The 25,480-nt window shown below is 69.7% G+C and carries 27 protein-coding genes and 1 pseudogene; 20 read left to right on the top strand and 8 right to left on the bottom strand.

The features are described 5' to 3' along the window. Positions 1-28 precede the first annotated feature (28 nt). A complete protein-coding gene (locus AC0OLQ_RS15435; RefSeq protein WP_484531894.1) occupies positions 29-928 on the bottom strand; it encodes an alpha/beta hydrolase in 900 nt (299 codons plus the stop codon). An 85-nt stretch (positions 929-1,013) separates the two neighbouring features. Between AC0OLQ_RS15435 and AC0OLQ_RS15430 the strand changes: the two genes are divergently transcribed. Together AC0OLQ_RS15430 and AC0OLQ_RS15425 are read left to right on the top strand one after the other, a co-directional pair. Next, entirely contained in the window at positions 1,014-1,769 is a 756-nt protein-coding gene (locus AC0OLQ_RS15430) for a PIG-L deacetylase family protein (protein WP_357345521.1), read from the top strand. 277 nt (positions 1,770-2,046) lie between these two features. Further along, positions 2,047-2,418, top strand: a complete 372-nt coding sequence (locus AC0OLQ_RS15425; protein WP_484531893.1) for an ArsR/SmtB family transcription factor — start codon at positions 2,047-2,049, stop codon at positions 2,416-2,418. Positions 2,419-2,682: 264 nt separating this feature from the next. On the opposite strand, the gene AC0OLQ_RS15420 is transcribed toward AC0OLQ_RS15425, so the two are convergent. Together AC0OLQ_RS15420 and AC0OLQ_RS15415 are read right to left on the bottom strand one after the other, a co-directional pair. After that, positions 2,683-3,180: a YcxB family protein gene (locus AC0OLQ_RS15420; RefSeq protein ID WP_484531892.1), complete on the bottom strand. Its 498-nt coding sequence runs from the start codon at positions 3,178-3,180 to the stop codon at positions 2,683-2,685. A gap of 151 nt (positions 3,181-3,331) precedes the next feature. Beyond that, positions 3,332-3,985 carry a TetR/AcrR family transcriptional regulator gene (locus AC0OLQ_RS15415; protein ID WP_484531891.1) on the bottom strand — a complete coding sequence of 218 codons (654 nt, stop codon included), beginning with the start codon at positions 3,983-3,985 and terminating at the stop codon, positions 3,332-3,334. Between the two features lie 88 nt (positions 3,986-4,073). Here AC0OLQ_RS15415 and AC0OLQ_RS15410 point away from each other — a divergent pair, with 88 nt between their 5' ends. Further along, entirely contained in the window at positions 4,074-5,210 is a 1,137-nt protein-coding gene (locus tag AC0OLQ_RS15410) for an FAD-dependent oxidoreductase (protein ID WP_484531890.1), read from the top strand. A gap of 80 nt (positions 5,211-5,290) precedes the next feature. On the opposite strand, the gene AC0OLQ_RS15405 is transcribed toward AC0OLQ_RS15410, so the two are convergent. Further along, complete coding sequence (locus tag AC0OLQ_RS15405; RefSeq protein ID WP_484531889.1) at positions 5,291-6,472, bottom strand: SMI1/KNR4 family protein; 1,182 nt, start codon at positions 6,470-6,472, stop codon at positions 5,291-5,293. Between the two features lie 263 nt (positions 6,473-6,735). Here AC0OLQ_RS15405 and AC0OLQ_RS15400 point away from each other — a divergent pair, with 263 nt between their 5' ends. After that, positions 6,736-8,085: an RNA-guided endonuclease InsQ/TnpB family protein gene (locus AC0OLQ_RS15400; RefSeq protein WP_484531888.1), complete on the top strand. Its 1,350-nt coding sequence runs from the start codon at positions 6,736-6,738 to the stop codon at positions 8,083-8,085. 265 nt (positions 8,086-8,350) lie between these two features. Here AC0OLQ_RS15400 and AC0OLQ_RS15395 read toward each other — a convergent pair whose 3' ends face one another. Further along, complete coding sequence (locus AC0OLQ_RS15395) at positions 8,351-9,019, bottom strand: winged helix-turn-helix transcriptional regulator (RefSeq protein ID WP_484531887.1); 669 nt, start codon at positions 9,017-9,019, stop codon at positions 8,351-8,353. A 77-nt stretch (positions 9,020-9,096) separates the two neighbouring features. Here AC0OLQ_RS15395 and AC0OLQ_RS15390 point away from each other — a divergent pair, with 77 nt between their 5' ends. The 4 genes from AC0OLQ_RS15390 (at position 9,097) to AC0OLQ_RS15375 (ending at position 13,851) form a co-directional block, all read left to right on the top strand. Further along, positions 9,097-9,855, top strand: coding sequence for a DUF899 family protein (locus AC0OLQ_RS15390; protein WP_484531886.1), 759 nt, complete (start codon positions 9,097-9,099; stop codon positions 9,853-9,855). A 178-nt stretch (positions 9,856-10,033) separates the two neighbouring features. Continuing rightward, a complete protein-coding gene (locus AC0OLQ_RS15385; protein WP_484531885.1) occupies positions 10,034-10,633 on the top strand; it encodes a DUF5134 domain-containing protein in 600 nt (199 codons plus the stop codon). 202 nt (positions 10,634-10,835) lie between these two features. After that, positions 10,836-11,624 (top strand): aminoglycoside adenylyltransferase domain-containing protein, encoded by a 789-nt coding sequence (locus tag AC0OLQ_RS15380; protein ID WP_484531884.1) that lies wholly within the window; start codon positions 10,836-10,838, stop codon positions 11,622-11,624. Positions 11,625-11,877: 253 nt separating this feature from the next. Next, entirely contained in the window at positions 11,878-13,851 is a 1,974-nt protein-coding gene (locus AC0OLQ_RS15375; protein WP_484531883.1) for a S9 family peptidase, read from the top strand. Between the two features lie 153 nt (positions 13,852-14,004). Here the strand turns inward: AC0OLQ_RS15375 and AC0OLQ_RS15370 are convergent, their stop codons facing one another. The 3 genes from AC0OLQ_RS15370 to AC0OLQ_RS15360 all read right to left on the bottom strand — a co-directional run bounded on the left by AC0OLQ_RS15370 (position 14,005) and on the right by AC0OLQ_RS15360 (position 16,647). After that, on the bottom strand, positions 14,005-14,667 hold the full coding sequence (locus AC0OLQ_RS15370; protein WP_484531882.1) for a Type 1 glutamine amidotransferase-like domain-containing protein: 663 nt from the start codon (positions 14,665-14,667) through the stop codon (positions 14,005-14,007). A gap of 400 nt (positions 14,668-15,067) precedes the next feature. Beyond that, on the bottom strand, positions 15,068-16,024 hold the full coding sequence (locus AC0OLQ_RS15365; protein ID WP_484531881.1) for a sulfotransferase family protein: 957 nt from the start codon (positions 16,022-16,024) through the stop codon (positions 15,068-15,070). Positions 16,025-16,275: 251 nt separating this feature from the next. Beyond that, entirely contained in the window at positions 16,276-16,647 is a 372-nt protein-coding gene (locus tag AC0OLQ_RS15360) for a VOC family protein (protein WP_425879542.1), read from the bottom strand. Between the two features lie 257 nt (positions 16,648-16,904). Between AC0OLQ_RS15360 and AC0OLQ_RS15355 the strand changes: the two genes are divergently transcribed. From AC0OLQ_RS15355 to AC0OLQ_RS15300, 12 genes and pseudogenes are all read left to right on the top strand, one after another. Next, a complete protein-coding gene (locus AC0OLQ_RS15355) occupies positions 16,905-17,579 on the top strand; it encodes a cytidylate kinase family protein (protein WP_484531880.1) in 675 nt (224 codons plus the stop codon). 272 nt (positions 17,580-17,851) lie between these two features. After that, a complete protein-coding gene (locus tag AC0OLQ_RS15350) occupies positions 17,852-18,220 on the top strand; it encodes a YciI family protein (RefSeq protein WP_484531879.1) in 369 nt (122 codons plus the stop codon). Positions 18,221-18,666: 446 nt separating this feature from the next. After that, positions 18,667-19,095, top strand: a complete 429-nt coding sequence (locus AC0OLQ_RS15345; RefSeq protein WP_484531878.1) for a hypothetical protein — start codon at positions 18,667-18,669, stop codon at positions 19,093-19,095. Then, positions 19,089-19,325 carry a helix-turn-helix transcriptional regulator gene (locus AC0OLQ_RS15340; protein ID WP_484531877.1) on the top strand — a complete coding sequence of 79 codons (237 nt, stop codon included), beginning with the start codon at positions 19,089-19,091 and terminating at the stop codon, positions 19,323-19,325. The genes AC0OLQ_RS15345 and AC0OLQ_RS15340 overlap by 7 nt, the downstream gene beginning before the upstream one ends. Beyond that, positions 19,322-20,302 carry an NAD(P)-dependent alcohol dehydrogenase gene (locus tag AC0OLQ_RS15335; protein WP_484531876.1) on the top strand — a complete coding sequence of 327 codons (981 nt, stop codon included), beginning with the start codon at positions 19,322-19,324 and terminating at the stop codon, positions 20,300-20,302. Before AC0OLQ_RS15340 ends, AC0OLQ_RS15335 begins: the two co-directional genes overlap by 4 nt. 20 nt (positions 20,303-20,322) lie before the next feature. Further along, the gene (locus AC0OLQ_RS15330) at positions 20,323-20,622 is read left to right on the top strand and encodes a hypothetical protein (RefSeq protein WP_484531875.1); all 300 of its coding nucleotides are present in this window, start codon (positions 20,323-20,325) and stop codon (positions 20,620-20,622) included. 456 nt (positions 20,623-21,078) lie between these two features. Next, a complete protein-coding gene (locus AC0OLQ_RS15325; RefSeq protein WP_484531874.1) occupies positions 21,079-21,783 on the top strand; it encodes a hypothetical protein in 705 nt (234 codons plus the stop codon). 205 nt (positions 21,784-21,988) lie between these two features. Continuing rightward, positions 21,989-22,999, top strand: a complete 1,011-nt coding sequence (locus AC0OLQ_RS15320; RefSeq protein ID WP_484531873.1) for a mechanosensitive ion channel family protein — start codon at positions 21,989-21,991, stop codon at positions 22,997-22,999. 189 nt (positions 23,000-23,188) lie between these two features. Beyond that, positions 23,189-23,311 (top strand): hypothetical protein, encoded by a 123-nt coding sequence (locus tag AC0OLQ_RS15315; protein WP_484531872.1) that lies wholly within the window; start codon positions 23,189-23,191, stop codon positions 23,309-23,311. Positions 23,312-23,396: 85 nt separating this feature from the next. Next, entirely contained in the window at positions 23,397-24,566 is a 1,170-nt protein-coding gene (locus tag AC0OLQ_RS15310; protein WP_484531871.1) for a hypothetical protein, read from the top strand. A gap of 223 nt (positions 24,567-24,789) precedes the next feature. Then, a complete protein-coding gene (locus AC0OLQ_RS15305; RefSeq protein WP_484531870.1) occupies positions 24,790-24,945 on the top strand; it encodes a hypothetical protein in 156 nt (51 codons plus the stop codon). A gap of 52 nt (positions 24,946-24,997) precedes the next feature. Then, positions 24,998-25,279: pseudogene (locus AC0OLQ_RS15300) on the top strand (DUF7586 domain-containing protein); the annotation flags it as partial. Positions 25,280-25,480: the final 201 nt, after the last annotated feature.

Below are 25,480 nucleotides of genomic sequence, written 5' to 3'. Positions count from 1 at the left end.
GGAGATCGTTCTCGGCCCGTACGGGCCTTCACCAACGGTGCAGCACAGCGGTCAGCTGGGCCAGAGCGACATGGGCGGCGTCGAACAGGGCGAGCTTCCGCGGGAAGTTGTGGATGAGCCCTTGGTACCGGACTGCCGTGACGGGAACGCCCGCCGCCAGCAGCCCGGCGGCATACCGTTCGCCCTCGGCGGACAACAGGTCGAGCTCGGCGGTGATGACCAGGGCGGGCGGCAGGCCGGTGAGGTCGGCCCGCAGGAGGTCCAGATCCGGCTGCGTACGGTCCACGCCCGGCGGGGCGAACGCATCCCAGAAGAACCGCATCTCCTCCCGGTCCAGGCCGTACTCGTCCAGCGCCGGATAGTCCGCCGCAGGGTCGATGACCGGGCAGATGAGAAGCTGTCCCGCGAGACGGGTCCCCGCATCCCGGGCGCGCCGGGCGGTCACCGCCGCAAGGTGCCCTCCCGAGGAGTCGCCGGCCACCGCTATCCGGCCCGGGTCGAGGCCGTGCCTCGCCGCCCCGGGTCCGCGCAGCCAGGTGAGCGCGCGCGCCATGTCGTCCACCGGGGCCGGGTACGGATGCTCGGGAGCGAGCCGGTAGTCCACGGAAAGAACCGCCCAGCCGGACTTGGCCGCCAGGTGCCGGCACAGCCCGTCGTGGGTGTTCACGCTGCCCATCACCCAGCCTCCGCCGTGCGCGTAGAGGACCACCGGCAGTGCGTCGTCGTCGCCGTCGCGGTAGAGGCGGGCGGGCACGCCGCCGGCGTCGACGGCCGCCACGGACCGGATCGCCGGTCCGCTGCCCACCTCGGCGGGAGTCGCCTGGACCATGCTGAGCCGTGCCGCCGGCAGGTTCGCCCGCGTGAGGGGGACACGCTGCTGGACTCGCATCGCCGCCCGCGCCTGCGGGTGGAGCCGAACGGAGTCCACCCGGTCAGTATCGCTCGACCCGGGGATGTCAGTGTTGCCGACACGGCGGTGCCGGATAGGCGAAGAGGCCGCTACGGTCTGGACCGTGGACAACCTTCTACCGGCACTGCCGGAGGACTGGGACCGCTGTCTTGCGGTGGCCGCACACCCTGACGACATCGAGTACGGCGCGGCCTCGGCGATCGCCCGCTGGACCGCGCAGCGCAAGCAGGTCACCTATCTGCTGGCCACCCGGGGCGAGGCGGGAATCGACGCGATGCACCCGGAGCAGGCCGGGCCGTTGCGCGAGCAGGAGGAGCGCGCCGGGGCCCGCGAGGTCGGCGTGAACGTCGTGGAGTTCCTCGACCACCGTGACGGCGTCGTCGAGTACGGTCTGGACTTGCGCCGCGATATTGTGCGGGCGATCCGCCGCCACCGGCCCGACGTCATCGTCTCGGGCGCGTTCACCGTCCGCATGGTGGGCGGTATGACCAACCAGGCCGACCACCGGGCAGTGGGACTGGCGACGCTCGACGCCGCCCGCGACGCCGGCAACCGGTGGGTTTTCCCGGAACTGGTGGACGAAGGGCTGCCACCCTGGGGTGGTGTGCGCTACGTCTGCTTCGCCGGCGCGGACCGCCCCACACACGGCGTGGATGTCACCGGTGAACCATTGCGGCGCGGCATCGCCTCGCTGGCCGCGCACGCCGAGTACACCAAGGGCCTGGGTGTGGCCGGACCTGAACCCGGGCCGTTCCTGACCTGGGCGGCCCGCCACGGCGGGCCGGCGCTGGGCGTGGAGGCGGCGGTACTGTTCGACGTTCACACCCTCACCCCCGAGGGCCCACCACCCTGGCTCTGAGCCCTGCCAGAATTCACTCCGGCCAACGTGGCGCGCGGTTGGGAGCCGGTCCGGCGGCGCGCCGATGACCACCACCGAGGTGGAGAATTGTCCCGGCTTCCCGGGCCAAAGCTGATGGGCAACCTCCCGCAAGCAGGCCAGCCGCTTCGGCGTCGAGGGCAGGAGCGGTCAGTGCGGCGCCCGCCCGCGCCATAGGACGTAGGTCGGCGAGCAGATGCGCAGGCATCCGCGGTCATCGTCCTCGTTCCACCGGCCTAGGGAGGTTGTTGGTGCAACGATGGAGGATGTGGGAACTGCGAAAACTGCTACAGCTGCCATCTCGCCGCTGGCCGGCGAACCGATCAAGCGTGCCGACGCTGAACGGCTTGCGGGAGTGCTCAAGGCGTTCGCCGACCCGGCCCGGCTGCGACTGCTCAGTCTGATCCAGTCCGCTCCGGAGGGCGAGGCGTCGGTGAGTGACCTCACCGCGCCGCTCGGGCTCTCCCAGCCGACGGTCAGTCATCACCTTCGGATCCTTACGGAGGCGGGTCTGCTCGAGCGCGAGAAGCGGGGCGTCTGGGCGTACTACCGCCTCGTTCCGTCCGCGATCGCCGCGATCGCCGACTCGCTGACGCCGCCCCGCAAGCGGGCGACGAAGAAGGCCCGCTGAGCGGCACCCATGACGGCCGACGCCGGTCGGGTCCGTTGCTGTGCTTCCGGCCGGCGGGCCGGCCACGTCCAGGAGCCGACCGCCATTGACTCTCGGCTGCCGCGCCAACGGGCACGCCCGGCCGGCACGGGCAGTCGCGGGCCTCTGCCCAACGGAGCCGGGCACAGCGCGTGATTCATGATCGGCTCGCTGATGACCGGTTGCAGGGAGAGTGCCGCTACCTGATGAAGGTCTGGTGGCAGCTATCGGTTCGCGGCACATGGTTCACCGCAGCTGGAGCAGCCCACGTTTGGCCATGAAGGCTCGCAACGTCTCGGCGTCCTCGGCGGACATCAGGCGACGTGGGATCACGGTCGCCGGCATCCGGTCGACGTACACGATCCAGAACTCAGGGGTGTCCATCACCTGGACGACCCCGTCCCAGGCGATGCCGCCGGACTCCGAGCCGCTGCGCATCATGATGTTGTCGTCGGTGATGTCGTAGGCGCCCTCGACGGCGTAGCGACCGGAGCGGCGCCGGGCCCGCCACCGCACCCACGGCGAGTACAGCATCGACAGCAGCCCAGCCACCACCAGCGCCAGGCACAGCGGCGAGATCCGGTCACCCCACGAAAACCCCCGCGAGACGGCGAAGCCGATCACCCCGACCGCCGCCAGCACCGCGCCGATATAGCCGTACTTGCGCAGCCGAACACTGCTGAGCGCGGCCGCCACGCGGCCCGGGTACGTGGGGTCGGCTGGGACGTCGAAGCGGATGTGCACGCCAGAACGATAGTGCGCTCAACCCGCTCCCGGGCAGCGTCTGACTCGCGCCCCGCTGGCCCGATCGTCGGGGGCCGCCCGCCGGCGGCAGATCCGGATGTCCGATCGAGCTGGATCGTGCTCAGCCGACCACTGGCCTGCGAGCGGTAGGTCATGGGTGGGGATGGCTGGTGATGCCGTCCAAGATCGTGGTCAGGTTGTGGTTGAAGGTTTCCTCGGCGTTGAGGTGGGCGCCGTCGATGACGAGCCGGGCGACGGTGGGATAGCGGCCTGTTTTGAGCATGCGTGTCAGGTAGGGCCCCAGGCTGGCCTGCCAGGCGGTCAGGTCGGTGCCGGTGGAACGGGCGGTGCGTCGCTCGGTGACCTCTCTGCGGAGCGCGCCGATGATGAAGGCGTTGAGGGCGCCCAGGGCCCGCTGGAGGTCGTCGATGTTGCGTACGCCGGGGGCCTGGCTGAGCGCCGCTGCGGTCGATTCGCCCACGGCGAGCGCATGCGGTCCCAGGTGTGGCCTTCCGCCGAGCAGGTCGGAGAACCACTCATGATCAAGGGCGGCGTCACGGGTCCGGTGGACGATGGCCAGTACCGTGGCGCGCCAGTCGGTGTGCTGGCCGGCCTCGGCGATCTGGGCATAGACGGCGTCGACCATCAGATCGAGCAGTTCGGATCTGTTGATCACGTAGTCGTAGAGCCGCATCGGACCGACACCGAGCTCTTTGGCGATCTTGCGAATCGACAGTCCGTCGAGGCCGTGCGCGTCGGCAAGGCGGATGGCCGTAGCGGCGATCTTCGCGCGGCTCAACGGCACCGGCGCCGCCCGCGGTTGAGGCTCGGGCCGTTCCCAAACGGGCAACACTCCGCTACCTACGGCGTATCCACCAATACAGTGTACGGTAATGGAGATGAAGATGCGAATCGCGATCGCCGGTGGCGGCCTCGGCGGCCTGACGCTGGCACGAATCCTGCACCGGCGCGGCATCGACGCGGTGGTGTACGAACGCGAGGCAAGCCGATCCGCGCGATCGCAGGGCGGAATGCTCGACCTGCACCCGGAGTCCGGGCAACAGGCCCTGGCCGAGGCGGGTCTCACCGGCCGGTTCCGGTCGGAGGCGCGGCCTGAGGGCGAGGAACATCGGATCCTCGACCCGGCCGGACGCACCCTCGTGCACCACAAGCCACATCCCGGCTCATTCTCCGGACGTCCTGAGATCGACCGCCGCACACTGCGTGATCTTCTGCTCGATTCGCTCCCGGGCGACGCGGTTGCGTGGCAACACCGGCTCGTCGCGGCGACACCACGCCCTGACGGGGGCTTCGGGCTGACGTTCTATGGCGGCCACAGAACCGACTGCGACATCCTCATCGGCGCGGACGGCGCACGCTCGGTCGTCCGGTCGCTGCTGACCGACGCAGACCTGTCCTACGTGGCCACTCTGGTGGAGCTGAGTATCAGCGACGCCGACCGCCGCCACCCGGATCTCGCTGAGCTGGTCGGCCCCGGGAACCTGTGGTGCGTCGGCGTGAACCAGATCCTTGCAGCGCAACGCCTCGGCGATGGCAGCATACGAGTCGGGATCTCCTTGCGCGCAGAGGATCGCGACATCGACACATACCGCAGTAAGCATGCGCTGCTGGACCTCTTCGAAGGCTGGGACTCAAGCCTCACCGCACTCATCGAAGCCGGCGACAGCGCGCCGACGCCTCGCAGGATCCAAGCGATGCCCAGCGGTACACGCTGGGCCAACCAGCCGGGAATCACCCTGATCGGCGACGCCGCGCACCTCATGCCGCCGGTCGGCGAGGGCGCCAATCAGGCCATGCTCGACGCGGCCGAACTCGCCGGCGAACTCGCCGCCAACTTCGCCGACCCGGACACGGCGATCCGGGCGTACGAAGAGGCGATGTTCACCAGGACTCACCCGATCGCCGAAATGTCCGCACGAGTCCAGGCGATGATGCTGTCCCCCACCGCAGCGGACGACATCACCCGATTCTTCACGGCGCGGACCACCGAGCCGGCAGCCGCAGATTGAGAACGCCCCGCCTGCCGGATCGTGCGCCGCCGGGCGGTGTCAGGCGGGTCAGTGCATTGGACGCCGGCCAGCAGACCCTCTTACCAGTACGCTTCGTCGTCCCACGGCTCGAAATCGATGAACTCCAGCGGATCGTCGAGCTTGTCCAGGCCAGGAAGTCCCTCGCTGGCGAAGCGTCCGCGCAGCCACTCCAGCAGTGTGTCCGTCAGGTTACCGGGCAGCGGCGGCCCCTGGTCGGCATGACGGGGAGAAATGATCAACCGCCAGCTGTCGGGGTCTCCCTCGGTCAGCCATCCAAGTTGGTCACCGTCGATGGAGCTCGCGAAGGGTAGGAAGCCCCCGGGCTCAGGCCAGACAGGCAGCGGGTGGTACTCGGGGAAGCCTGCGCGAAGGCTGCGGTACCCGTCCAGTACCTCGGCGGCGTGGTATGCGAACCCGCGGCCGTTGGTGCGCAACGGCGTGACGAAATTCAGCCACTTCGACCAGCACCCAGCCCCGTAGCGGTCCATCAGAGCCATGTACTCAGCGGGCAGCCGCGTGCCCAGCTCCTCGAACAGCTCCTCCCAGGTGCCGCCGCCAAGGTAGGGAACCTCGGGCGGGGGCACGAGAAGCCTCAGCGCCTCCAGCCCGGTGCCCTCAGTCAGCGCGGCCCGCCGCTGCGCCACGGGTACCACTTCGGGCCGGGGCACGGGTGGGGCCCATCGCGCGGCGTCGGTGAGGAAAGCAGTCCGCCGCGCGGTTGTCGGCAGCGGCCCGACCCTCCCGCCGCCGGGCAGCGGAAGCCCGGTGCGAACGGCTGCGGAGAGCGTGTCCAGCAATGGCATTTCGTAGCTGCGCCACGGATTGACGCCCTGGTAGACGGCATCCTGGTGGAAGACGACGACCGGCCACCGATCCGGATCTTCGGACACTCCCGTGTCCCAGAACAGATAGCTGGCCGACCGCGTCATCCCCCAGGCGAGCAGGCCACCAGGCGCAGGATGGAAAGCCGGCGGCTCATACGGCGGGGCCTCACGGGAGGAGATGCGACAGTGGCGGTGGGTGTCCCGCAGCCAGGTGGCGTAGTCGAAATGCCCCTCCTGGATACAGGGAGTGTGCAACCAGATGAACTCACCGATGTCGAGCGGCCCGTAGGCAGCAACCACTGACTTGTAGTCGCCGGGCAGGCGAAGACCGAGCCACGACTCCACCGCCGCCCAATCGACGGGGACAGGAACGGCCGACGGTCGGCCGAAAAACGCGCCAAAGGACGAGGGATCCACGAGCGGATTGTGGCATCGGCGGCAGCAGGATCGGACGGCCACCTTCCCGCCAAGACCGGCAGCGGCCCGTCGGACGCCGGACGGCCCAGCAACTGCGCAAGCGTGCGGAAGTCCCGGGGGGTGAATCTCGCCTACGGCGTGTTTCATAAGTGAGCGGCTGGTGCTGGGCGTTGTGAGCCATTGTTGTTGGTCGGCCCGTGGGGTTTTTGGGTCGGTGCAAGTGGTGGGCTGTTTGTCGGTGGTGTGTGGCATGGTGTGCTGCCGTGGCCCGTTTCACCACGTTCCGGTTCTGTCTGAATCCGACCGGCGAGCAGGAGATTGTGCTGCGTCGGCATGCGGGTGCGGCCCGGTTCGGCTACAACCAGTGCCTGCGGCTGGTCAAGGACGCTTTGGACGGCAAGCGCGGTGGGACGGTCGGCGAGGTGCCGTGGTCGGGCTTCGACCTGATCAACGCGTTCAACGGGTGGAAACGGTCGGGTGACGCGGGCCGGGTGATGGTCGCCGCCGGTGACGGCACCGTCACGGTGCAGGTGACCGGTCTGGCATGGCGGGGCGAGGTGTGTCAGCAGGTCTTTGAAGAAGCCGCGGTCGGTCTCGGCCGCGGCCTGTCCGCGTACACGGCATCGCGCACCGGCCACCGGCGGGGTCGGCGGGTCGGTTTTCCGAGGTTCAAGTCGAAGAAACGCGCACCGCTGTCGTTTCGCATCCGCAGCAGGACCTCTGCCGCAGGTCGGGCGGGTATCCGGGTCGGTGAGCACGTGCCGCGGACCGTGACCCTGCCTGGCATCGGCGCCCTGGCGGTACGGCAGGACACCCGCCGGGTGCGGCGCATGCTGGCCGAGGGGCGGGCGAAGGTGGTGTCCGCGACGGTCAGCCACCGGGCCGGCCGGTGGGCGGTGTCACTGACCTGCGACGCCGCCGACCTGCACGATGCCCGCCGCCACGAGCCGAACACCGGCGCCGCAGGGTGGGTGGGTGTCGACCGGGGCCTGTCGACGTTCGTCGCCGCAGCGCGCGCCGACGGCACGCAGGTCCTGCGGGTCGACGGCTGGCCACGGCCCGCCCGGGCCGCGGTGGCGCGCCAGCGCCGCCTGTCCCGGAAGGTCACCCGCAAACAGCGCGGCTCCAACAACCGTGCCAAGGCCGCGGCCCGGCTAGGCCGCCACCACGCCCGCCTGGCGTCGGCGGTCGCCGACGCGGCATGGGGCGAACTGGCCCGCCAACTGGCCTACAAGCAGCAGTGGCGCGCCGGCCAACTGGCCCTGGTCGACCGCTGGTACCCGTCGACCAAGACCTGTTCCGCATGCCGGACCGTGGCCCCCGCAATGCCTCTGCACCAGCGCACGTTCACCTGCCAGGCGTGCGGATATCAGGCCGATCGGGACCACAACGCCGCAGTCAACCTCGCTGTCTGGGCCGAGCAGCACCACGCCCAGGTCCGGGACCTCCCCGCAGGGGGCCCGGTCACCAACGCCGGCCGAGGGGAAGGCTCTGGCCCGCGCACACGCGCGGGCGAAACCAGCCCCGACGACGCAGGAACCGCACCCACCCCACCCGGGGCAAGGCGCGGACGCCCGAGAAGGGCGCTGTCTCACAACTCCACCGAGTTATGAAACAGGCCGTAGGTCAGGCCGCCCCATGCCGCTGTCACAAGGCGGTCAGCAGAGAGGACCGAGGGCTCACTACCGACCGTCGCCAACTTGGCCTGGCAGCGCACCGCGCGCGGCGACCGCGCGAACAGCGGCAGATGCGTAGACGTGACCTTGGTCGACGCCGGGCCGGAGTGTCGACCAAAGCAGGGCGAGCCCGAGCGGCGCGTCACCTTTCGGACAACCTCTGGCGGCGATCCGCCCGCCCTCCTTGGCCGGAGGTGCCGTTTCAGTACTTATCTGTGGAGGCCGGGACCCGCACCCCCGCGACGAGATGGCGGACGACCTCGGGATCACCGATGATGACGGCGCCGGCCGCTACGAGCCCGGCCAGGTCGTCGCTGCCGAAGGCCGCGAGGAGGGCATCCGTCGTGGTGACCAGGACGGCGTCCGGCTCGTCGGGCGGCTCGTGGGCGACCTCGGCGCCGGCCGACGTGAGGCGCACGCCGAACACCCCGGCGGGACCGTGGTCGCGTAGTTCGATCCGGAGCGTCGCCTCGGGCCGCTCCGACGTCGGCATGAAGAAGGTGCGGATGCTCAGCATGGCGCTGTCCGCGCTCACGAAGAGCTGTTCCGCGGTCGGCGGGGCGGCCAGCGCCCAGGTGCCCAGCGCGACCACGATCGGTTCGAGGCCGCGACCCCACGCGGTCAACTCGTAGACCCGCACATTGCCCGGCGGTGGCAGCTGCCGACGGCGTACGACGCCCGCGTCGGCCAGCTCGCGCAGCCGGTCGGACAGTGCGTTCGGGCTGGCGGTCGGGAGCGCCTGCTGGAGGTCGGTGAACCGTTTCGGCCCGAGCAGCAGCTCGCGCACCACGAGCAGCGACCACCGCTCCCCCACGATGTCGAGGCCGCGCGCGACTCCGCACGCCTGCCGATAACCCCGCTGGACCGGCACCGAACACCTCCCTCTCATACTTGCCCCATCCTAGCAGCCACTATTAGCCTCATAGCTCAAAGCACAAGGAGGAACCCATGACCACACCAGCGACACCCCCGCTCACCGACCGCGAGACCTGGCAGAAGCAACTCGACGAGCTCCGGCTCCGCGAGAAGGCGCACACCCGTGAGGGCGACGCCATCGCCGCGGCCCGCCGGCGGCTGCCGATGGTCGAGGTCGACCCGACCACCCATCTGGTCGGCGCCGACGGCCCGGTGCCCCTGCTCGACGTCTTCGAGGGCAGGACCCAGCTGTTCGCGTCCTACCACATGTGGCACACGGGCAGGCCGGCCGCCGACCAGTGCGAGGGCTGCACGTTCTTCACCGGCCAGGTGCTCGAGCTGTCCTACCTGCACTCGCGCGACGTCACGTTCGCGGTCTTCTGCCAGGGCCCGTTCGAGGAAACCTCGCGCTACCGCGACTTCATGGGCTGGCAGGCGCCCTGGTACTCGGTGCCCGCCGAGTCGCTCGACTCCCTCGCCGCCGGACGCGCGTTCGGGATGAAGGCGTGCTACCTGCGCCAGGGCGACCGGGTGTTCGAGACCTACTGGACCACCGGGCGGGGCGTCGAGGCGATGGCACCGTCGTACGGCCTGCTCGACATGACCGTCTACGGTCGCCAGGAGGACTGGGAGGACTCGCCGGAAGGCTGGCCGCAGCGCTTCCGGACCGACGGCGACCAGTTCCGGCTCGACGGCCGGCCAACCTCGCAGTGGTCGCGCCTCGCCGCCGGCCGTGACGACGACCTGGGCACCACCGCGCCCACCGGCGGCGAGCACCATTGCTGCCACTGAGGCTCGGTGCCTGCCGATCGGATGAAATAGCCCGCCGAGTGCGCCGATCTACCGAACCAAAGGCCCCGCATGTGCGCCGCATCGCTATCGGCCCCGGCCCGTCGGTAAGGGCGCGCGGATGCTCCGCCACCTATCGCGGGGGCACGGAGACCTCCCGCTTATGCGCGGGAGGTCTCTAATGATCGGCATTGCCCCTCTCCGATGGTTGCTGACGGTGACGTTCGCAGGGGCGGCCGTCTTTCACCTGCTCCGCTGCCTGCGCCCACCCGCTGCGTGGCTCTCTCCGGTCGCGGAGCACCGACTCTCCGAGATGTTGCACCTGGTCATGGGCCTATCGATGATCGTGATGATCTGGCCGTGGGGCGCGACAGTCCCGGCAGTTGCCTGGATTGTCATCTTCATGATGTCGACGGGGTGGTTCGTGGTGCCAGCGGTGCGGACGTCGCGACGTCGTGCGGTCCCGGTGTTCTTCGCCACCGCGACAGGGACCATGGTGTGGATGGGTGCCTCGATACCGAGGCACGCCTCCGCCGGCGCTCACGGCGGCATGGACATGGCCGGGATGGGTCATGCGCCGGTCGGGTGTGCCGGATGGGTCAGTGCGCTGCTCGGGGGCTACCTGGTGCTCGCCGCATTCTGGTGGGTTGGCCGCGGGATGCGCATCGGTGGTCTGTCCGCGGCGACGAGGGACGCGGTGGCGTGTCCGCTGGACTGGTCGGCGCTGTGCCACGGGGTGATGAGCGCGGGTATGGGCATCGCCCTACTGGCGATGGCGTGAACGACGGGCGCCAGGCGGGACGCTCGTCGGCGCAGGTTAGATCGGACATCCGCTCTTCGGCATGTGCGCGCATGCCTGCGCCTCCGCTAATCGGCAGGCCCCTTCTCCACCGGGTGGCGGCGTTGTTGGTCGGTGCGGGTCGCGTCAGCGGGTACCCACGTACTCGGTGGCGGGCTGGCGGCCCGTAGCGCAGGATGACCTGGTGGCACCACCCGAGATGATTCTCTCCGATCTTCGTGAAGCGTGGAGTTTTGCGCTGGCCGGCAGGCTTCTGGGCCTGTACCTGCACGGCTCGCTGGTAGCCGGCGACTTCGCCGCAGACCGCAGTGATCTTGATCTGCTCGCGGTACTCGACGGCGACCCGGACGAGAGCCTCCTGGCCGTGCTCGCCGGACTGCACGCGGACCTTGACCGGCGGCACCCGCAGTGGGCCGGCAGGATCGAGGTGGAATACGTATCCCTGGACGCCGCGCGCCACGCAGCGCACGGCGATGCCCGCCGGGACCACGTTATCGCCCGGGTCAGCCCCGGGGAATCCTTGCACCTGCTACCCGCCACCACCCACCGCGTCGTGACCTGGTCCGCCGTCCACGAGCACGGCCGCAGCCTGCTGGGACCCCCGCCCGACATGCTGCTACCCGCCGTCGACCCCAACCTCGTCCGCTCGGCCCTGCTGGACCACGTCCGCGACTGGCCGACCTGGGTGATCCAGATGACCACCCCCGGAGCCCAGTCCTACGCTGTGCTCACCCTCTGCCGGGCCTTCCAACGCCTCCGGAACGGCCGGCAACTGTCCAAGCGGCAGGCCGCCGACCAGACCATCACCGCCTACCCTCGATGGGCGGACCTCATCATCTGGGCACGTGGCTGGTGGTACAACTCCGGCCAGGACACCGACCCCGGCAGCGCCGATCACGTCCGGGCATTCGTGCACGAGCTAAGCACCACCATCCTGGCCTCGGAACGCGACACGCACGCGCTAAGCACGTGACGGCTGGGGGAGCGCCCAGCCACCCATCGCAGCCCAGCCTGCTGCCCTGCCGTTCTTCGCGCTGCCCGACCTGGCCCGGCCCGCCGGCCTTCGTGCGCCAGGGCTGCTCCCGTGACGCGCCGTGCTGCCGGTCAGCACGCGCGATCGGCGGCAGATGTGCGCATCCGATGAAGTAGCGAGATCATCTCCTCCTGGCGTTGTTTATTGAAATCGGGACTGCTTGAGAGGACGCCGAAGCCATGCTGCGGAGGCGTTGCGGCAGCGGTTGGCCGCCGTGAGAATCGATCGCTACTGTGCATCGGTGGCCCGTGCACAGCTCACCGCCGAGTTGGTGGTTGACGGTCGTATTCCGCAGGCATTGGCGCTGTCGCCGGACGGCAAGTGGGTCGCCTACGTGGTCACCCCGGTCGGGCGGGCCGGTGATCACCCGGTCAGCGAACTCTGGATCGCTGCCGCCGACGGAACCGGGTCGCCGCGACGATTGACCTCGGGTGAGGCGCACGATTCGGCGCCGCGGTGGGCCGCGAATTCGCTGTTGATCTACTTTCTCTCCGACCGGGCCGAGCGTGGCACGACGCAACTGCACCGGCTGGGGCTCGTCGACGGTGTCGTGCAGGCGGTCACGTCCTGGACCGGTGGGGTGTCCGGTCACCTCCCGCTGGCCGATCCGGACCGTGTCGTGGTGATCGCAGCCGATGAACCGTCCGCTGAGGACGAACGCCGGGACAGGGAGCGTGACGACGCTCGGGTGTGGGGCGAACGCCTACGCCCGGACCGGCTGCGGCTGCTCGACGTACGGAGCCGCGAGGTCCGGACACCGGATACGTTCAGCGATCGCCATGTCGTCGAGGTGGCCCAGCGGCCCGACGATGGAATGCTGGCGGTACTGACCTGGTCGACCCCCGACGTGGACCCGGGCCTGGTGGAGCCCGGTCTGCACCTGCTCGACCCGGACAGCGGCGTGACGCGAGACCTCGGCCCGGCTGCGGCCGACGCGTCGTCCGTCGTCTGGTGGCCCGCCGACGACGGCTGGCACCTGGCCTATGTCGCGAAGACCCCGCCAGCTCTGGTGGGCGGACACGCGGTTCTCGATGTCGCCGTACCGGTGAGCGGGCCGGTGGGCGAGCACCGCAGTCTGACCGCCGGCACGACCGTCTGCCCGAGCAACCTGGTCCAGGTCGACACCGGTCCCCCGCTGGCGCTGGTCGCCGACGGGCTCGATACCGCGATCCACCGGCTCGATCCGGCCGGGCCCACCCTCGTCGAGGTGTCCCGGGTCGACGGCCTCCCGACGTCGTTGACCACGAACCGGCACGGTGACGCCGTCGCGGCGGTGGTCAGCACCTCCTACGAGCCCGGAAACGTCCACGCCGGCCCCACTTGCGGGCCGCTGACGAGGCTGACCGACCTCAGGCCCGAACTCCGCAACATCCGGTGGGGTGTCCAGGAACGCCTGTCGTACGAGGCATCCGACGGGCTGACGCTGGACGGCCTGCTGATCCTGCCCGCCGGCCGGTCCCACAAGGATGGGCCCTTTCCACTGGTAACACTGGTTCACGGCGGCCCGTACGACCGGCACGCCGACCGGCTCCAGCTTGGCTGGCACCCGTCAGGCCAGTGGCTGGCGACCGCCGGCTACGCCGTGTTTCTGCCGAACCCGCGCGGCGGCCAAGGGCACGGCCACGACTTCGCGGTATGCGTCGCCGGTGCAGTCGGCCTCGATGAGTGGACCGATATCTGCGCCGGCATCGACCTGCTCATCGCCGACGGCGTCGCCGACCCCGACCGGCTGGGCATCGGCGGCTGGAGCCACGGCGGGTTCATGGCCGCATGGGCGGTCGGGCAGACCGACCGGTTCAAGGCCGCCGTGATGGGCGCCGGAATCAGCGACTGGGGAATGCTCGCCGCAACCGGAGACCAGGGGCCGTTCGAGTCCGCCCTCGGCGGCAGCAGCGGCTGGGAAGGAACAGGTCCACACCGCCACGACCGGCTCAGCCCGATCTCGTACGCCTCCAAGGTCCGCACGCCGGTGCTGATCCTCCACGGCGAGAACGACACCAACGTTCCGGTAGCACAGGCGGAGTTCTTCCACCGCGCGCTACGCAGGTTCGGAGTCGAGCACAAGTACGTCGTCTATCCCCGAGAGAACCACTCGATCCGCGAACGCAACCACCAGCTCGACGTACTCCGCCGCACCCGCGCATGGTTCGACCGGTGGCTCGGATGACCCAACGTCCGACCGCCACGACCGTTACGACCGATGCGGCTGACCGCGGCAGATCCGAGAGCGCAGGCGACCTGCGACATGGGCGGGCGCTCTCGGAAGTGCTGCAAGTCGATGGGTCACGTCCAACGACGCGACGTCACGGATGCCGGGCGGCTATGACCCGAACTTCTTCCATTGCCCTTCGGAAACCACCTCGACCGAGCCGTCGACGACCTTGATGGCCGTCTGTTCATCGATGGCGTAGGCCGGGACACCGACTTCGGCGGCCCACCGCTCTGCGTCGGCCAGGGTGTTCGTTGGGAAAGCGTCCAGGTGCGGGAAAATCGAAAAGTCGACGACTCCCAGGGTGCGGTCGTCCGGCGCGGACGGCCACTCAACGAAGTACGTTCCGATCCGGGGCGTCATCACCATGCTTCCAGCACTCACTCCCACCCAGACCGTGTCGGGCAGCGATGGCAGCAGATCGGCCAGCCCGGACTCCCGCATCCAGTGGCACAGGTACGTCGCGTCGCCGCCGTCGACCAGGAGAACGTCGGCCTCCCGGACCCAGGGAACCCATCGCTCCGCGCCGATGGTGGGCAGTGCGGTGAGCTCGAGGACACCGAGCGACGCCCAACCCAGACCGGACAGGTACCGAAACACGGGCTCGGCGGCTACGGAACCCCGCACCGATCCCGGACCGCACATCGGGTGACCCCACTGTGCCGTCGGGACGCATAGGGCGTGGCACTCGGCGATCGGCTTGCCGAGGAGCTGCACGAGCGCCGAGTGGATGCTTGGGTTCGTGACGCCGCCTGACGTAAGCAAAAGCTTCAAGGTGCCTCCTTTATTCGCGCGCGGAGGGTGGATGTTCATGAAGACTCGGGACCGCGCTGGAACTCATCGAAGGTCGAGCAACCTCTCCAGAGGTCCCTCAGGTCACCGGGTCCGATTGCCCACCAATCCTCCACCCGGTCCAACCCGCACAGCACGTGCACCCGACCGACGCACGCAGAATGCGCATGTCGCGACGACCGCACTTCGGCAGAGTCGGACGTGCCCCGCTCGGCGAGCTGTCAACGCCTGACCAGCGGCAGAAGCGTGCACCCGCCCACGGGCTCAAAAGACGGCCGGAAAGTGAGGAACGAGTGGTCTGCGATGCGGTTCGGCCGAAGCAGCGTTTACCGGGCGTTCGACAGGCGCGACGCGGCGTTTTCAAGGTGAAGAGCCGGAGCGGTCACTCATATCCCATGGCCGGGATGACCTTGCCGAGTGCTTCTTCGATGAACTTGCGGGTTTCGTCGTCGAATTGGTTGTTGCGGTTCGTCAGCTTGTGCGACTGAAACGTTGAAGGGGTGGCGAAGTCGTCGACATCGAGCCGTTCGAACAGGGCCTTGCGCTGCCTGGGCCAGTCGGCCGCGAGATCTTCTGCCTTCACCTCGATGTATCGCCTGCCCGTCAGGTCGACCGTGTTCTTCCAGGTGAGCCACCGGTGGTAGACCGGCTTGAGGTAGGCGAGCGCGCCGTCGACGGTGGGCGGCGCCCATGGCTGGGCCAGGTGGGATGCGAGCACTGAGACCGGGTGACGCTTGATGTGCACGATGGTCGCTTCGGGGACCAGTTCCCAGAGGAACTCCATGCACAGCAGGTTGAACGGTGTCTTCTCGCACCAGGTCGGCTTGCCCGCGTCGGCGGCTGCTCCGCCGAACATGGTGTCGATCAAGCCCCGCAAGATTCCAAGCAGTTCGCCCCGGTCGCTGAAATACCTGGGGACTACCCGCCGGCGGCTCGGCGGCTCGAACGGCCCGGCAGGCCGGTCGGCGTTCCCGAAGCCTTCCGCGGGCGCCGGTTCGTCGAATGTGTACGCGATCAACTGCGGCCAGAGCTGTTGCACCGCGTCCCGGTAGCGCCGCTCACCGACCAGCTCGGGAACGGTTTTGCCGCGATCGTCGCGCCGGCCGGGCACTCGTACGGTGAGGAAGTCGCTCAGCCGGTGCAGGGCGTCCTCACCGAGGGTGGGGTCGTATCGATCGGTGAGCGCGTCGGCCAGGTCCCGCAGGCCACCCGGGTCGATGAGAAACCGGGTCTCCATGGGAATCCGATGGATAAGCGGATGTTCGCCGATGATGTCGGCGATCCGTGACGTCCCCGAACGACCCGTACCCGCGACGAATATCGGTGAGGGGGAAGGCATGGCCAGCAGTCAAACTCTCAGCCCGGCGTCTGTGCAAGCCATTTATCCCCCTCACCCGCCGTGACGGGCCGGACCCGCACCCGCCCCGCCCCGCCGAGTGCGTGCCGGACGGTCCCCTCCAACAAGCGAGCAACGAATTATCGAAGCTTCCCAACGCGCCGCATCCCTCACACACTGATGCACTGATCTCGGCAGATCGGCGCACACTCAGCGGTACATCAGGCATTGCGAGGGCTGTTGTAGGCCGTCGATCAGCCGTTGGGGCGTGACTCGATCGCCTGCAGCGACCACCTGTTGCCGTCAGGATCGCCGAAGTAGACGAAGTTGCCCCATGGCTGCACCTCGACCTCGCTGGCATCGACGCCGGCGTCGAGCAGTTGCCGGCGCGCCGCCTCGGCGTCGGCGACCACAACCTGGATTTCCTGTGTGCCGGGAGTCTTGTCGGTGATGCCCTCGCCGATCACGATGGAGCAGGCGGAGCCGGGTGGTGTCAGCTGGACGAACCGCAGGCCCTCGTGCACCCTGTGATCGTGGTCGGCGTTGAAGCCCACCTTCTGGTAGAAGGCCTTGGCCCGGTCGACATCGGTCACGGGAACGGGGATGAGTTCAATCTTCCAGTCCATGGTCCCACCGTAGGACGTGGGTACGACCTTCGGGCTCACCGCACCATCCGCGGCAGATGAGGATGTCGTCCGGACCGCGTCCTGCTGCCGTTTGATCCATGTATGCCGGTCGACGCGAGACGGCTGATAATTGTTCGGTCATGGCTGAGGATCAACTGAGCGCGATTCGGCGCAGACTTCCAGAAGGATCGCGGGTCCAAGAAACGGTCATCGGGTTTCCCGCGGGTGTCGGCCGAGCCGGTAGGACGGGGCAGGACATGGACCAAGGCACCCGCGACGAGATGCTCCGCCGCCTGGCTGAGGCAGTCGGATCGATCGCAGTCACACACCCGACGCGGGTTGCCATCGACGGACCGCCCGCCGCGGGCAAAACCACCCTCGCCGACGAGCTGGCCGTCGTCTTGCGCACACAGGGCCGCGACGTCATCCGCGCGACAATCGACGATTTTCTCTTCCCGCGGGCACAGCGCTACCCGCGCGGCGAGTACTCGGCCGAAGGCTGCTACTTCGACGCCCATGACCACGAAGCGCTGAACCGGGTTCTGCTCGATCCGCTCGGCCCGGGCGGAGATCGACGCTTCCAACACGCGGTCTACGACCGCACGGCGGATACCGCGCTGTCCCCGCCGGTCACGACTGCCCCCGCCGACGCCGTGCTGGTCTTCGACGGCGTCTTCCTCATGCGCCCGGAACTGATTGATCGGTGGGACCTGCGCATCTTCGTGTCGACCGCGCTCGAGAAGACCGTGGGTCGTGCCGTGGTCCGAGAGCGCCGGGTGTCATCTCGGGCCGAAGTCGAACGGCGCTGGCGCGAGCGTTACATCCCCTCTCAACAGTTCTACTTGGCTACGGTCCGCCCGACCGATCACGTCGACATCGTCGTGCACAACGACGAGCCCCAGCAGCCGGTCTGGACGGCCCAAACACACTGACCGCACTCAATTCGGCACGTGCGGACGAGAACCTGGGCCAACTCGGTGTGACGCTGCGTCGCGCACGGTCGGCGGCAGATGAGTGCGGTGGGACTGCTCGTAGCCGGTGGCGGCGGCGATGATCTACGCCGGCAGGGGCATGGCGGCCGCAGGCGCCGAGCGGCGGAGGTCCCCTGAAGAATTCTTCTGGCATAGCGTCGGATCCGGGGTGAGCCGTTCGTAGAACGAGTGGGAGGCGGCCGGAGGAGGCCGCTGGGACAAGGAGTGATGGGATGAGGCGGTACTTGATCTCGTTCGATGCAGGCGCGATGGACCACATCCCCGACGAGGAGATACCCGACGTGGGCAAGGCCGCGCACGCGGTGGTCCAGGAGGCCGTGAACGCCGGCGTGTGGGTGTTCGGAACCGGGCTGGAAAGCCAGAGGGCGAGCGTCGTGGCCACGGACGGGATGGTCACCGACGGCCCTTACCCGGAGACCAAGGAGGTCATTGGCGGGTTTGTGGTCGTCGACGTGGCCTCGCGCGAGGAGGCGCTGGCGTGGGCTGCCAAGTTCGCGGTCGCTTGCCGCTGTGCGCAGGAGGTCCGGGAGCTCATGCCCGATCTCGAAATAGACGAGATGCTCCGCCAGGCGGACAGGTGACGGTGACATCCTGACGACGTCTGATCGAGGGAGACCCGCAGCCTGAGAGCAATAGCTGCGTGGCCGGTTGACGACGCGGGTCTGCGCATCGACCTGAACTGGAGACGCGGGGCGGTGACCCGGGGATCGGGCGTGGGGCGAAGCCCGTCCTCGGGCCTGGCCCGATCCCCGCAACCACTGATCCCCCAGTGGCGACAGCCAGGCTCATCGCGGCGAGTGTGCCCACTCATCGGCACGACCGCGCGTTGAGCGCCACCGCGTCTCCGCCCCATACCTGTCATGCCCGGTCGGCGGCAGTTGAGGGCGTTTCGGGCGCAGTCCTTCGATGGTGGGTATGCGCTCGGCGGCCAGGGCCCAACTCAGCTCGGTGTAAAGAATTCTGGACACGGCGTCAAGCATGAGTTACCTTCACCGTGTCGAAGATTTTGTACATCAAGGAGCGGGTCATGGCACACCGAGAGAAGCGCGCGTGGATCATGTTGGTCGTCGCCGTGGTGGCGTATGCGATCTACGTGACGATCGTCGTGGGCCGCACGGGCGGGCGGCCTCTGGCCGACGTTCCCTACGCCGCGGCGCTGTTATGGACCGTGGGCGCGTCGATCGTGGCGAACATCGTGGCCGAGATAGCGATCGGCATGGTGAGCCCGAAGGCGGCGCGCGTGGCCGACGCTCGGGACCGGCAGATCGGCCAGCTCGGCGACCACGTCGGCCAGTCGTTCCTCGTGGCCGGCGCGGTCGCGGCGATGCTGATGGCAATGGCCGGGTGGGACCGGTTCTGGATCGCCAACGTGATCTATCTGGCGTTCGTGCTGTCGGCGGTCCTGGGCTCGGTCGCGAAGATCGGCATGTACCACGGGCGGCTGCCGCAGTGGTGAAGCCGACCCGCGTGACCAACTCGATCCGGGCGCTGCGCTTCGCGCACGGCGAGATGACCCAGGCCGAACTCGCCGACCGTATCGGCATGACCCGGCAGACCGTGATCGCCATCGAGCAGGGCCGGTACTCACCCTCCCTGGAGACTGCCTTCCTCATCGCGCAGGTCTTCGGCGTGCGGCTCGACGACGTGTTCCAGTACCCCGACACCCCCGAGCGGGAGACACCATGAAAGCCATCGTCCAGGACGCGTACGGCTCGGCCGACGTGCTGCAGTTGCGCGACATCGACCAGCCGCCGGCCGGCGACGACGGGGTGCTCGTGCGGGTCCGCGCCGCCGGTGTGGACCCCGGCGTGTGGCACCTCATGACCGGCCACCCGTACCTGGTGCGCGCGTTCGGGTTCGGCCTGCGCCGACCCAAGGTGCCGGTGCGCGGCGTCGACCTCGCCGGCGTGGTGGAGGCCGTCGGCGCGGCGGTGACCGACCTGCACCCCGGCGACGAGGTCTACGGTGTCTGCGAGAGCGGCTCGTACGCCGAGTACGCCACCGCGCGCCGCCAGCGGCTGGCGCACAAGCCGGCGAACACCACGTTCGAGCAGGCCGCGGTCGCGCCCATCTCCGGCGTGACGGCGCTGCAGGCGGTGCGCGACTGCGCCGGCGTCCAGCCGGAGCAGCAGGTGATGGTGATCGGCGCCGCGGGCGGCGTCGGAAGCTTCGCCGTGCAGATCGCCAAGGCGTACGGCGCCACCGTGACCGGTGTGTGCAGCGCCGGAAAGGCCGACCTCGTCCGGTCCCTCGGCGCCGACGACGTCATCGACTACACCCGCGACGAGATCGACCGCAACGGCGCCCGCTACGACGTCCTCATCGACACCGCCGGCAACCGGCCGCTGCGGCTGTTACGGCGCGCGCTCACGCCCCGCGGAACGCTGGTCCTGGTCGGCGGAGAGAACGGCGGCGGTCCGCTGCTCGCCGGCTTCGACCGGGCGATGCTGCGCGCACCGCTGCTGTCGATGGTCACCCGCCAGCGGCTGCGCAACCTGATGGCCAAGGTAGGCGCCGCAGACCTGGATGAGCTGCGCCGACACATCGAGTCCGGCGCCGTCACGCCGGTCATCGACCGCACCTACCCCCTCAGCGCTGCGCCCGACGCGATTCGGCACGTCGCCGCGGGCCACGCGAGGGGAAAGATCGTCGTCACCGTGTAGATACCCGCCGCCTGTCATCGGTGGCGCCGCGCACCTCATTGCCGCCGCTCGGCGAGGGCGCCAATCAGGCCATGCTCGACGCCGCCGAACTCGCCGGCGAACTCGCCGCCAACCCCGCCGACCCGGACTCGGCGATCCGGGCGTACGAAGAGGCGATGTTCACCAGGACTCACCCGATCGCCGAAATGTCCGCACGAGTCCAGGCGATGATGCTGTCCCCCACCGCAGCGGACGACATCACCCGATTCTTCACGGCGCGGCCCACCGAGCCGGTACCTGCAGATCGAGAACGCGCTGCGCAGCCAGCCTCGCCCTTGTAGACGCCGTGGCTGATCATTGAGCGGTGATGAACACCGCCGCGCTGCTGGCCGACCCCGGTGCGTTCTCGTTGGCCGTTCCGCCGCTGTTTGCCGCGCTGGCTCCGGCGCGAAGCATCCTCATCGCCGGAGCGGGCGGGGGGTTCGACGTGTACGCCGGCCTGCCCTTGGCGTTCGCCCTGTGGCGCGGCGGTGCACAGGTACACCTGGCCAGCCTGTCCTTCTCCGAGCTCGAGTTGATCGACCGCGACGCGTGGGTAGCGGAGCACGTCGCGGCGGTGCAGCCGGACACCACCAGCCCGGACTGGTACTTCCCCGAACGGACGCTCGCCCGGTGGCTGGCGGATCAGGAACTGCCGTCGACCGTCTACGCCTTTCCGCCGCTCGGCGTCCAGCCGTTACGGGCGGCCTGCCGGTACCTCGTCGAACAACTCAACATCGATGCGGTGGTGCTGGTCGATGGCGGCACCGACGTCCTGCTGCGCGGCGACGAAAAGCGATCTCGGCACCCCGGTGGAGGACATCACCAGCCTGGCCGCCGTGGCCGCGCTGGACGTGCCGGTCAAGCTGGTGACCAGCCTCGGCTTCGGCATCGACGCCTACGACGGCGTCAACCACGCCCAGGTGCTGGAGAACCTCGCCGCACTCGACCGCGACGGCGGCTACCTCGGTGCCCTGTCCATCCCCGGTTCCAGCCGGGAAGCGGCGCTGTACCGCGACGCTGTCGCCGACGCCCAGGCCGCCACCCCGGACCGGCCGAGCATCGTCCAAGGACAGATCGCCGCCGCCACCAGCGGCGCGTTCGGAGACGTGCGGTTCACCCGACGCACCGGCGGAGGCGACCTGTTCGTCAACCCGCTGATGGCGATCTACTTCACCGTCGACCTCGACAACTCGCCGCCCGATGCCTCTACCTCGACCGCATCGAGAACACCATCGGCAGGCGACAGGTCATCACACGCATCCAAGCGTTCCGCGACGAACTCCTCAACGCACGCATCCCCCACGCGTTTCCCCACTGAACGCCCGGACGGCGGCAGATCCGTGCATCTGTCACGGCCAGGGATGAGACCGCAGAGACCGCGCCGGCGGACCGGACACAACCGGCGCCGATGTACCTCCCGCGTGTGGACCGCGTTCACCTTGCCCGCATCCTGTACGTGAGCGGCCCCGGCAGGTCAGCGGCCGGCCATAGGGTGCCGATCACGCATCCTGCGTCGGCTCGCAGGGAGCCTGCGGGCAGGCCGACCGTCTCGTCTGGCATTCTCGATATCCGCCGCCTGCCACCGGATCTGATGGCACCCTGAACGCACGGGTGCGGTCGCGAGCCCGGGAGAGGCGGCATCGGGATCACGGTGAACGGCCTCTGATGCGTACCGCGTTGATCGTGTTGGCCGCACTGGCGGCGGCCGTGGTCGTGGACCTGGTCTCCGGCGTGTTGATCCGCCGGGGCGCCCGTGGCCGCTACAAGTGGCTGCTGGAGCCGCTGCGGCACGCCTGCCGCCGCCCGGCGGCCGCGGTCCTGCTGGTCGGGGCGCTGTACTACGCGCTGCCGCCCGGACCGGCCGAGTGGCAGCGTTATCTGCGGCACGCCATCCTGCTGGTCCTGATCGCCCTCAGCGCGTGGCTGGTGATCAAGGCATTGAGCGTCGTCGAAGCGGTCGCGTTCAGCCGGCTGCCGAGCGACGTGGTCACCAGCCGGCGGATCCGGCGGGCCCGGACCCAGATCCGCCCCGTGCGGCGGCTCACCGTCGCCGTGGTTACGGTCGCCGCAATCGGCCTGATCCTCATGACCTTCCGGCCGGTACGCCTCTTCGGCATCTCCATTCTGACCTCGGCCGGGGTGGTCGGCGCGGTGATCGGCCTCTCCGCCCGAACCGCGCTCGGCAACGCGTTCGCCGGCATCCAGGTCGCCTTCGCCGACGGGATGCACGTCGGCGACGTGCTGGTGGTGGACGGCGAATGGGGCCGGGTCGAGGAGGTGAAGCTGACCAACGTGGTGATCCGGCTCTGGGACGAACGGGTACTCATCCTGCCGACCACGTACTTCACCGAGCGGCCGTTCCAGAACTGGACCAGGAACGAGTCGCGGGTGGTCGGCAAGATCCAGATCCATGTCGACCACACCGCCGACCTGGACGACCTGCGCCGGGAGGCACGCCGACTGGTCGAGTCCTCACCGCTGTGGGATCGAGACCAGTGGGTGCTCCAGATGGTCGACGCCACCCCGCAGACCGTGGTCATCCAAGTGCAGGCCTCGGCCGCGGACGGCGCCAGCGCCTGGGACCTGCGCTGCGACCTACGCGAGGGACTGATCCGCTACCTGCGCGACCAGCACCCCCAGTGGCTGCCCCGCACCCGCAGCCAGTACCAGCCCTGACCGGCGGGTCCGGGCGTAGCCGCCCGGGCGCCGATGAATGAATCGGCGCCCAACGGGCACTAGCTGGACCAGGCCGACAGGGACGCGAGGCGGCGATGGGCGTTGACCGGGACTGCACCCGGGGTGGGGACGACTTCGTCCGGGTCACCCGTAGCGTCCACGCTCCTATCGACCAGGTCCATCGAGTGGATGTACGTCCTGAACCCGGTGGACGCACCGGCCCGGGCGGTCATCAAGGAGGACCTGCTGCCGCTCGACACCGAGCGACTGAAGACGGCAATGAGCATCCTGAAGGACGACCTCGAGTGTTGACGACGGCGCCACGGACCCGCGCCGCGCCCGGGGAAGCGGCCGGGCCGGCTCCGGGAGTGTGGTGACCGGGCGCGGGTCCGTCGTCGTGGGTGTCGTGGCCGCCCCCGGGGCCGCGGCCGACCTGGCGCGGGAGGCCACCACGGAGCTCGCCGACCGGCTCCGCAACCGGGTCCCGGAGGTCGACTGGGCGGTACGCCTCCAGGTGGCGCGGCTCGTCGAAGGGCCGGCCGACCTCGGCCAGCTCATCGAGGCAGCCCGACGCCGGATGCTGGCCGAGGGCTGGAGTCTGGTCCTCTGCGTGACGGACCTGCCGTTGCAGACCGCGCGGCGGCCCGTGGTCGCGCACGCCAGCACCACCCACGGCGTCGCGGTCCTTTCCATGCCCGCGCTCGGCCCCGTCGCCGTGGCCCGGCGCATGGCCGAGGCCGGGGACCGGCTCCTCGCGGCACTGCTCGGCGATACCGACGCGGTCGGCGACCCGGCACGGGCCGGCTCGCGCCGCCGGCGCCTGGCCACCGGACGGCGGGCCCGGGAACTCGGCGCGCGCGTGAACCACCAGGCGTCCGGCATCGGCTTGCTGGCCGGGGTGATCGGCGGCAACCTGCGGCTGCTGCTCGGCATGCTCCGGGCGAACCGGCCGTGGCGGCTGGCCGTCCGGCTCTCCCGGCTGCTGGTCGGTGCCTTCGCGACCGCCGTCTTCGCCCTGGTGACCTCCGATATTTGGCAGTTGTCGGCGGCCTTGGGCAACCTGCGGCTCGCCCTGCTCGCGGCCGGCTCCGTCCTGGCGGTGGTGCTGACCATGGTGCTCGGCGCGCGCCTCTGGGAGCGGGTTCCGCGCGACCCGGGTGCCCGGGAGCAGGTCGTTCTCTTCAACGTGGTCACCGTGCTCACCGTGGTGATCGGCGTCCTCGCGCTGTACGTGGCGCTCGCCGCGCTGACCATCATCGGGGCGATCGCCCTCGTCCCCTGGGACCTGCTCGCTGAATCCACCGGCCGACCGGCCGGCGCCGCCCACCAGATCAAGCTGGGCTGGCTGGCCAGCTCGCTGGCGACGGTCGGCGGCGCGCTCGGCGCCGGTCTAGAGTCCGACTCGGCGGTACGGGAGGCGGCGTACCGCTATCAGCCCGACGCGCAGCTGACCGGCGAGCAGGGTGGGCCGGACCCGACCGGCGGGGCCGGACAGGGACCGGGCGGCGAGTCCGGGTCGCCGCGCAAAGACAGGTCTGAGCCGGAGCGGAACCACGAGGCCGGCTGACGGGCCTGGTCGGCGCTGTGATCAGAACCCGGTCGCGGCGTTGCCCTCGGCGGCGCGGATCGCCAGCAGGGCGATGTCGTCGGTGGGCTGGTCCGCGGTAAGGCTGGCCATCACGGTGGCGCAGACCACCGCAGGCCGGGACGGGGCGTGGGTGCGCGCCCAACGGAGTGACAAACCGCGCCGCACGCCGACGGACGGTGGCGCACGACGGCGGACTCCGACCGTGCCGTTCGCGACCCAGCGAACCGCCGCTGACCTGCTGCGGACGGTCGCCGAGCGGGAGCCGGATCCCAGCGCCGTGGCGCCGCTGCCCGCGGCCGACCCGGAGCTGCTGAACCTCGCAGTCCCCTGGTACTGGGGGCCGGCCCCTACGTGCTAATGCCGCTGGCCGACGGCGTCCTGGAGCTGGCCCCGCTGCTGTCCGGAGGCGGGCGCGGCACCCGGCTGCGCCCGACCACGACGGCCGTCGAAAGGGCCTCAGCGGCTATTTCCCCGGCGAGCGGCTGCGGGTCGAGCGCGACGCCGCAGGCGAGGTGAGCCACCTTGACCTCGGAACCTTCGTGCACGCCAGAATGATGATGCCCCCAACCCGCCCCCGGGCAGCGCCTGACTCGCGCCCCACTGGCCAGACCGTCGGGGGCCGCCCGTTGTCAGCGGCGATTGAGGACCTCCGGCGCCGCGCGCCGCATCGTCAGGCACGACGACACGGGTGACAGGAGATCCGGCACGGTTGCGTTGAACCTGGCTGCTCCGCTGCCGCGGCTGTCGCACGCCCGAGCATGCCGCGTGGCCGGTCGTGGGATCTGTCCAACCACAGGCGGCTACGTGCCGACGCGTACTGGCATACGCGCTGAGGCGTATGCCGAGAGCCGCGCTGCGCCGGATGGCACAACGTCTTCGCCCCGGCAGCATGG

Source organism: Micromonospora sp. Utrum1 (assembly GCF_057197805.1).
Note: the sequence above shows the minus strand (reverse complement) of the source record. Positions and strands in the feature narration are given on the sequence as shown.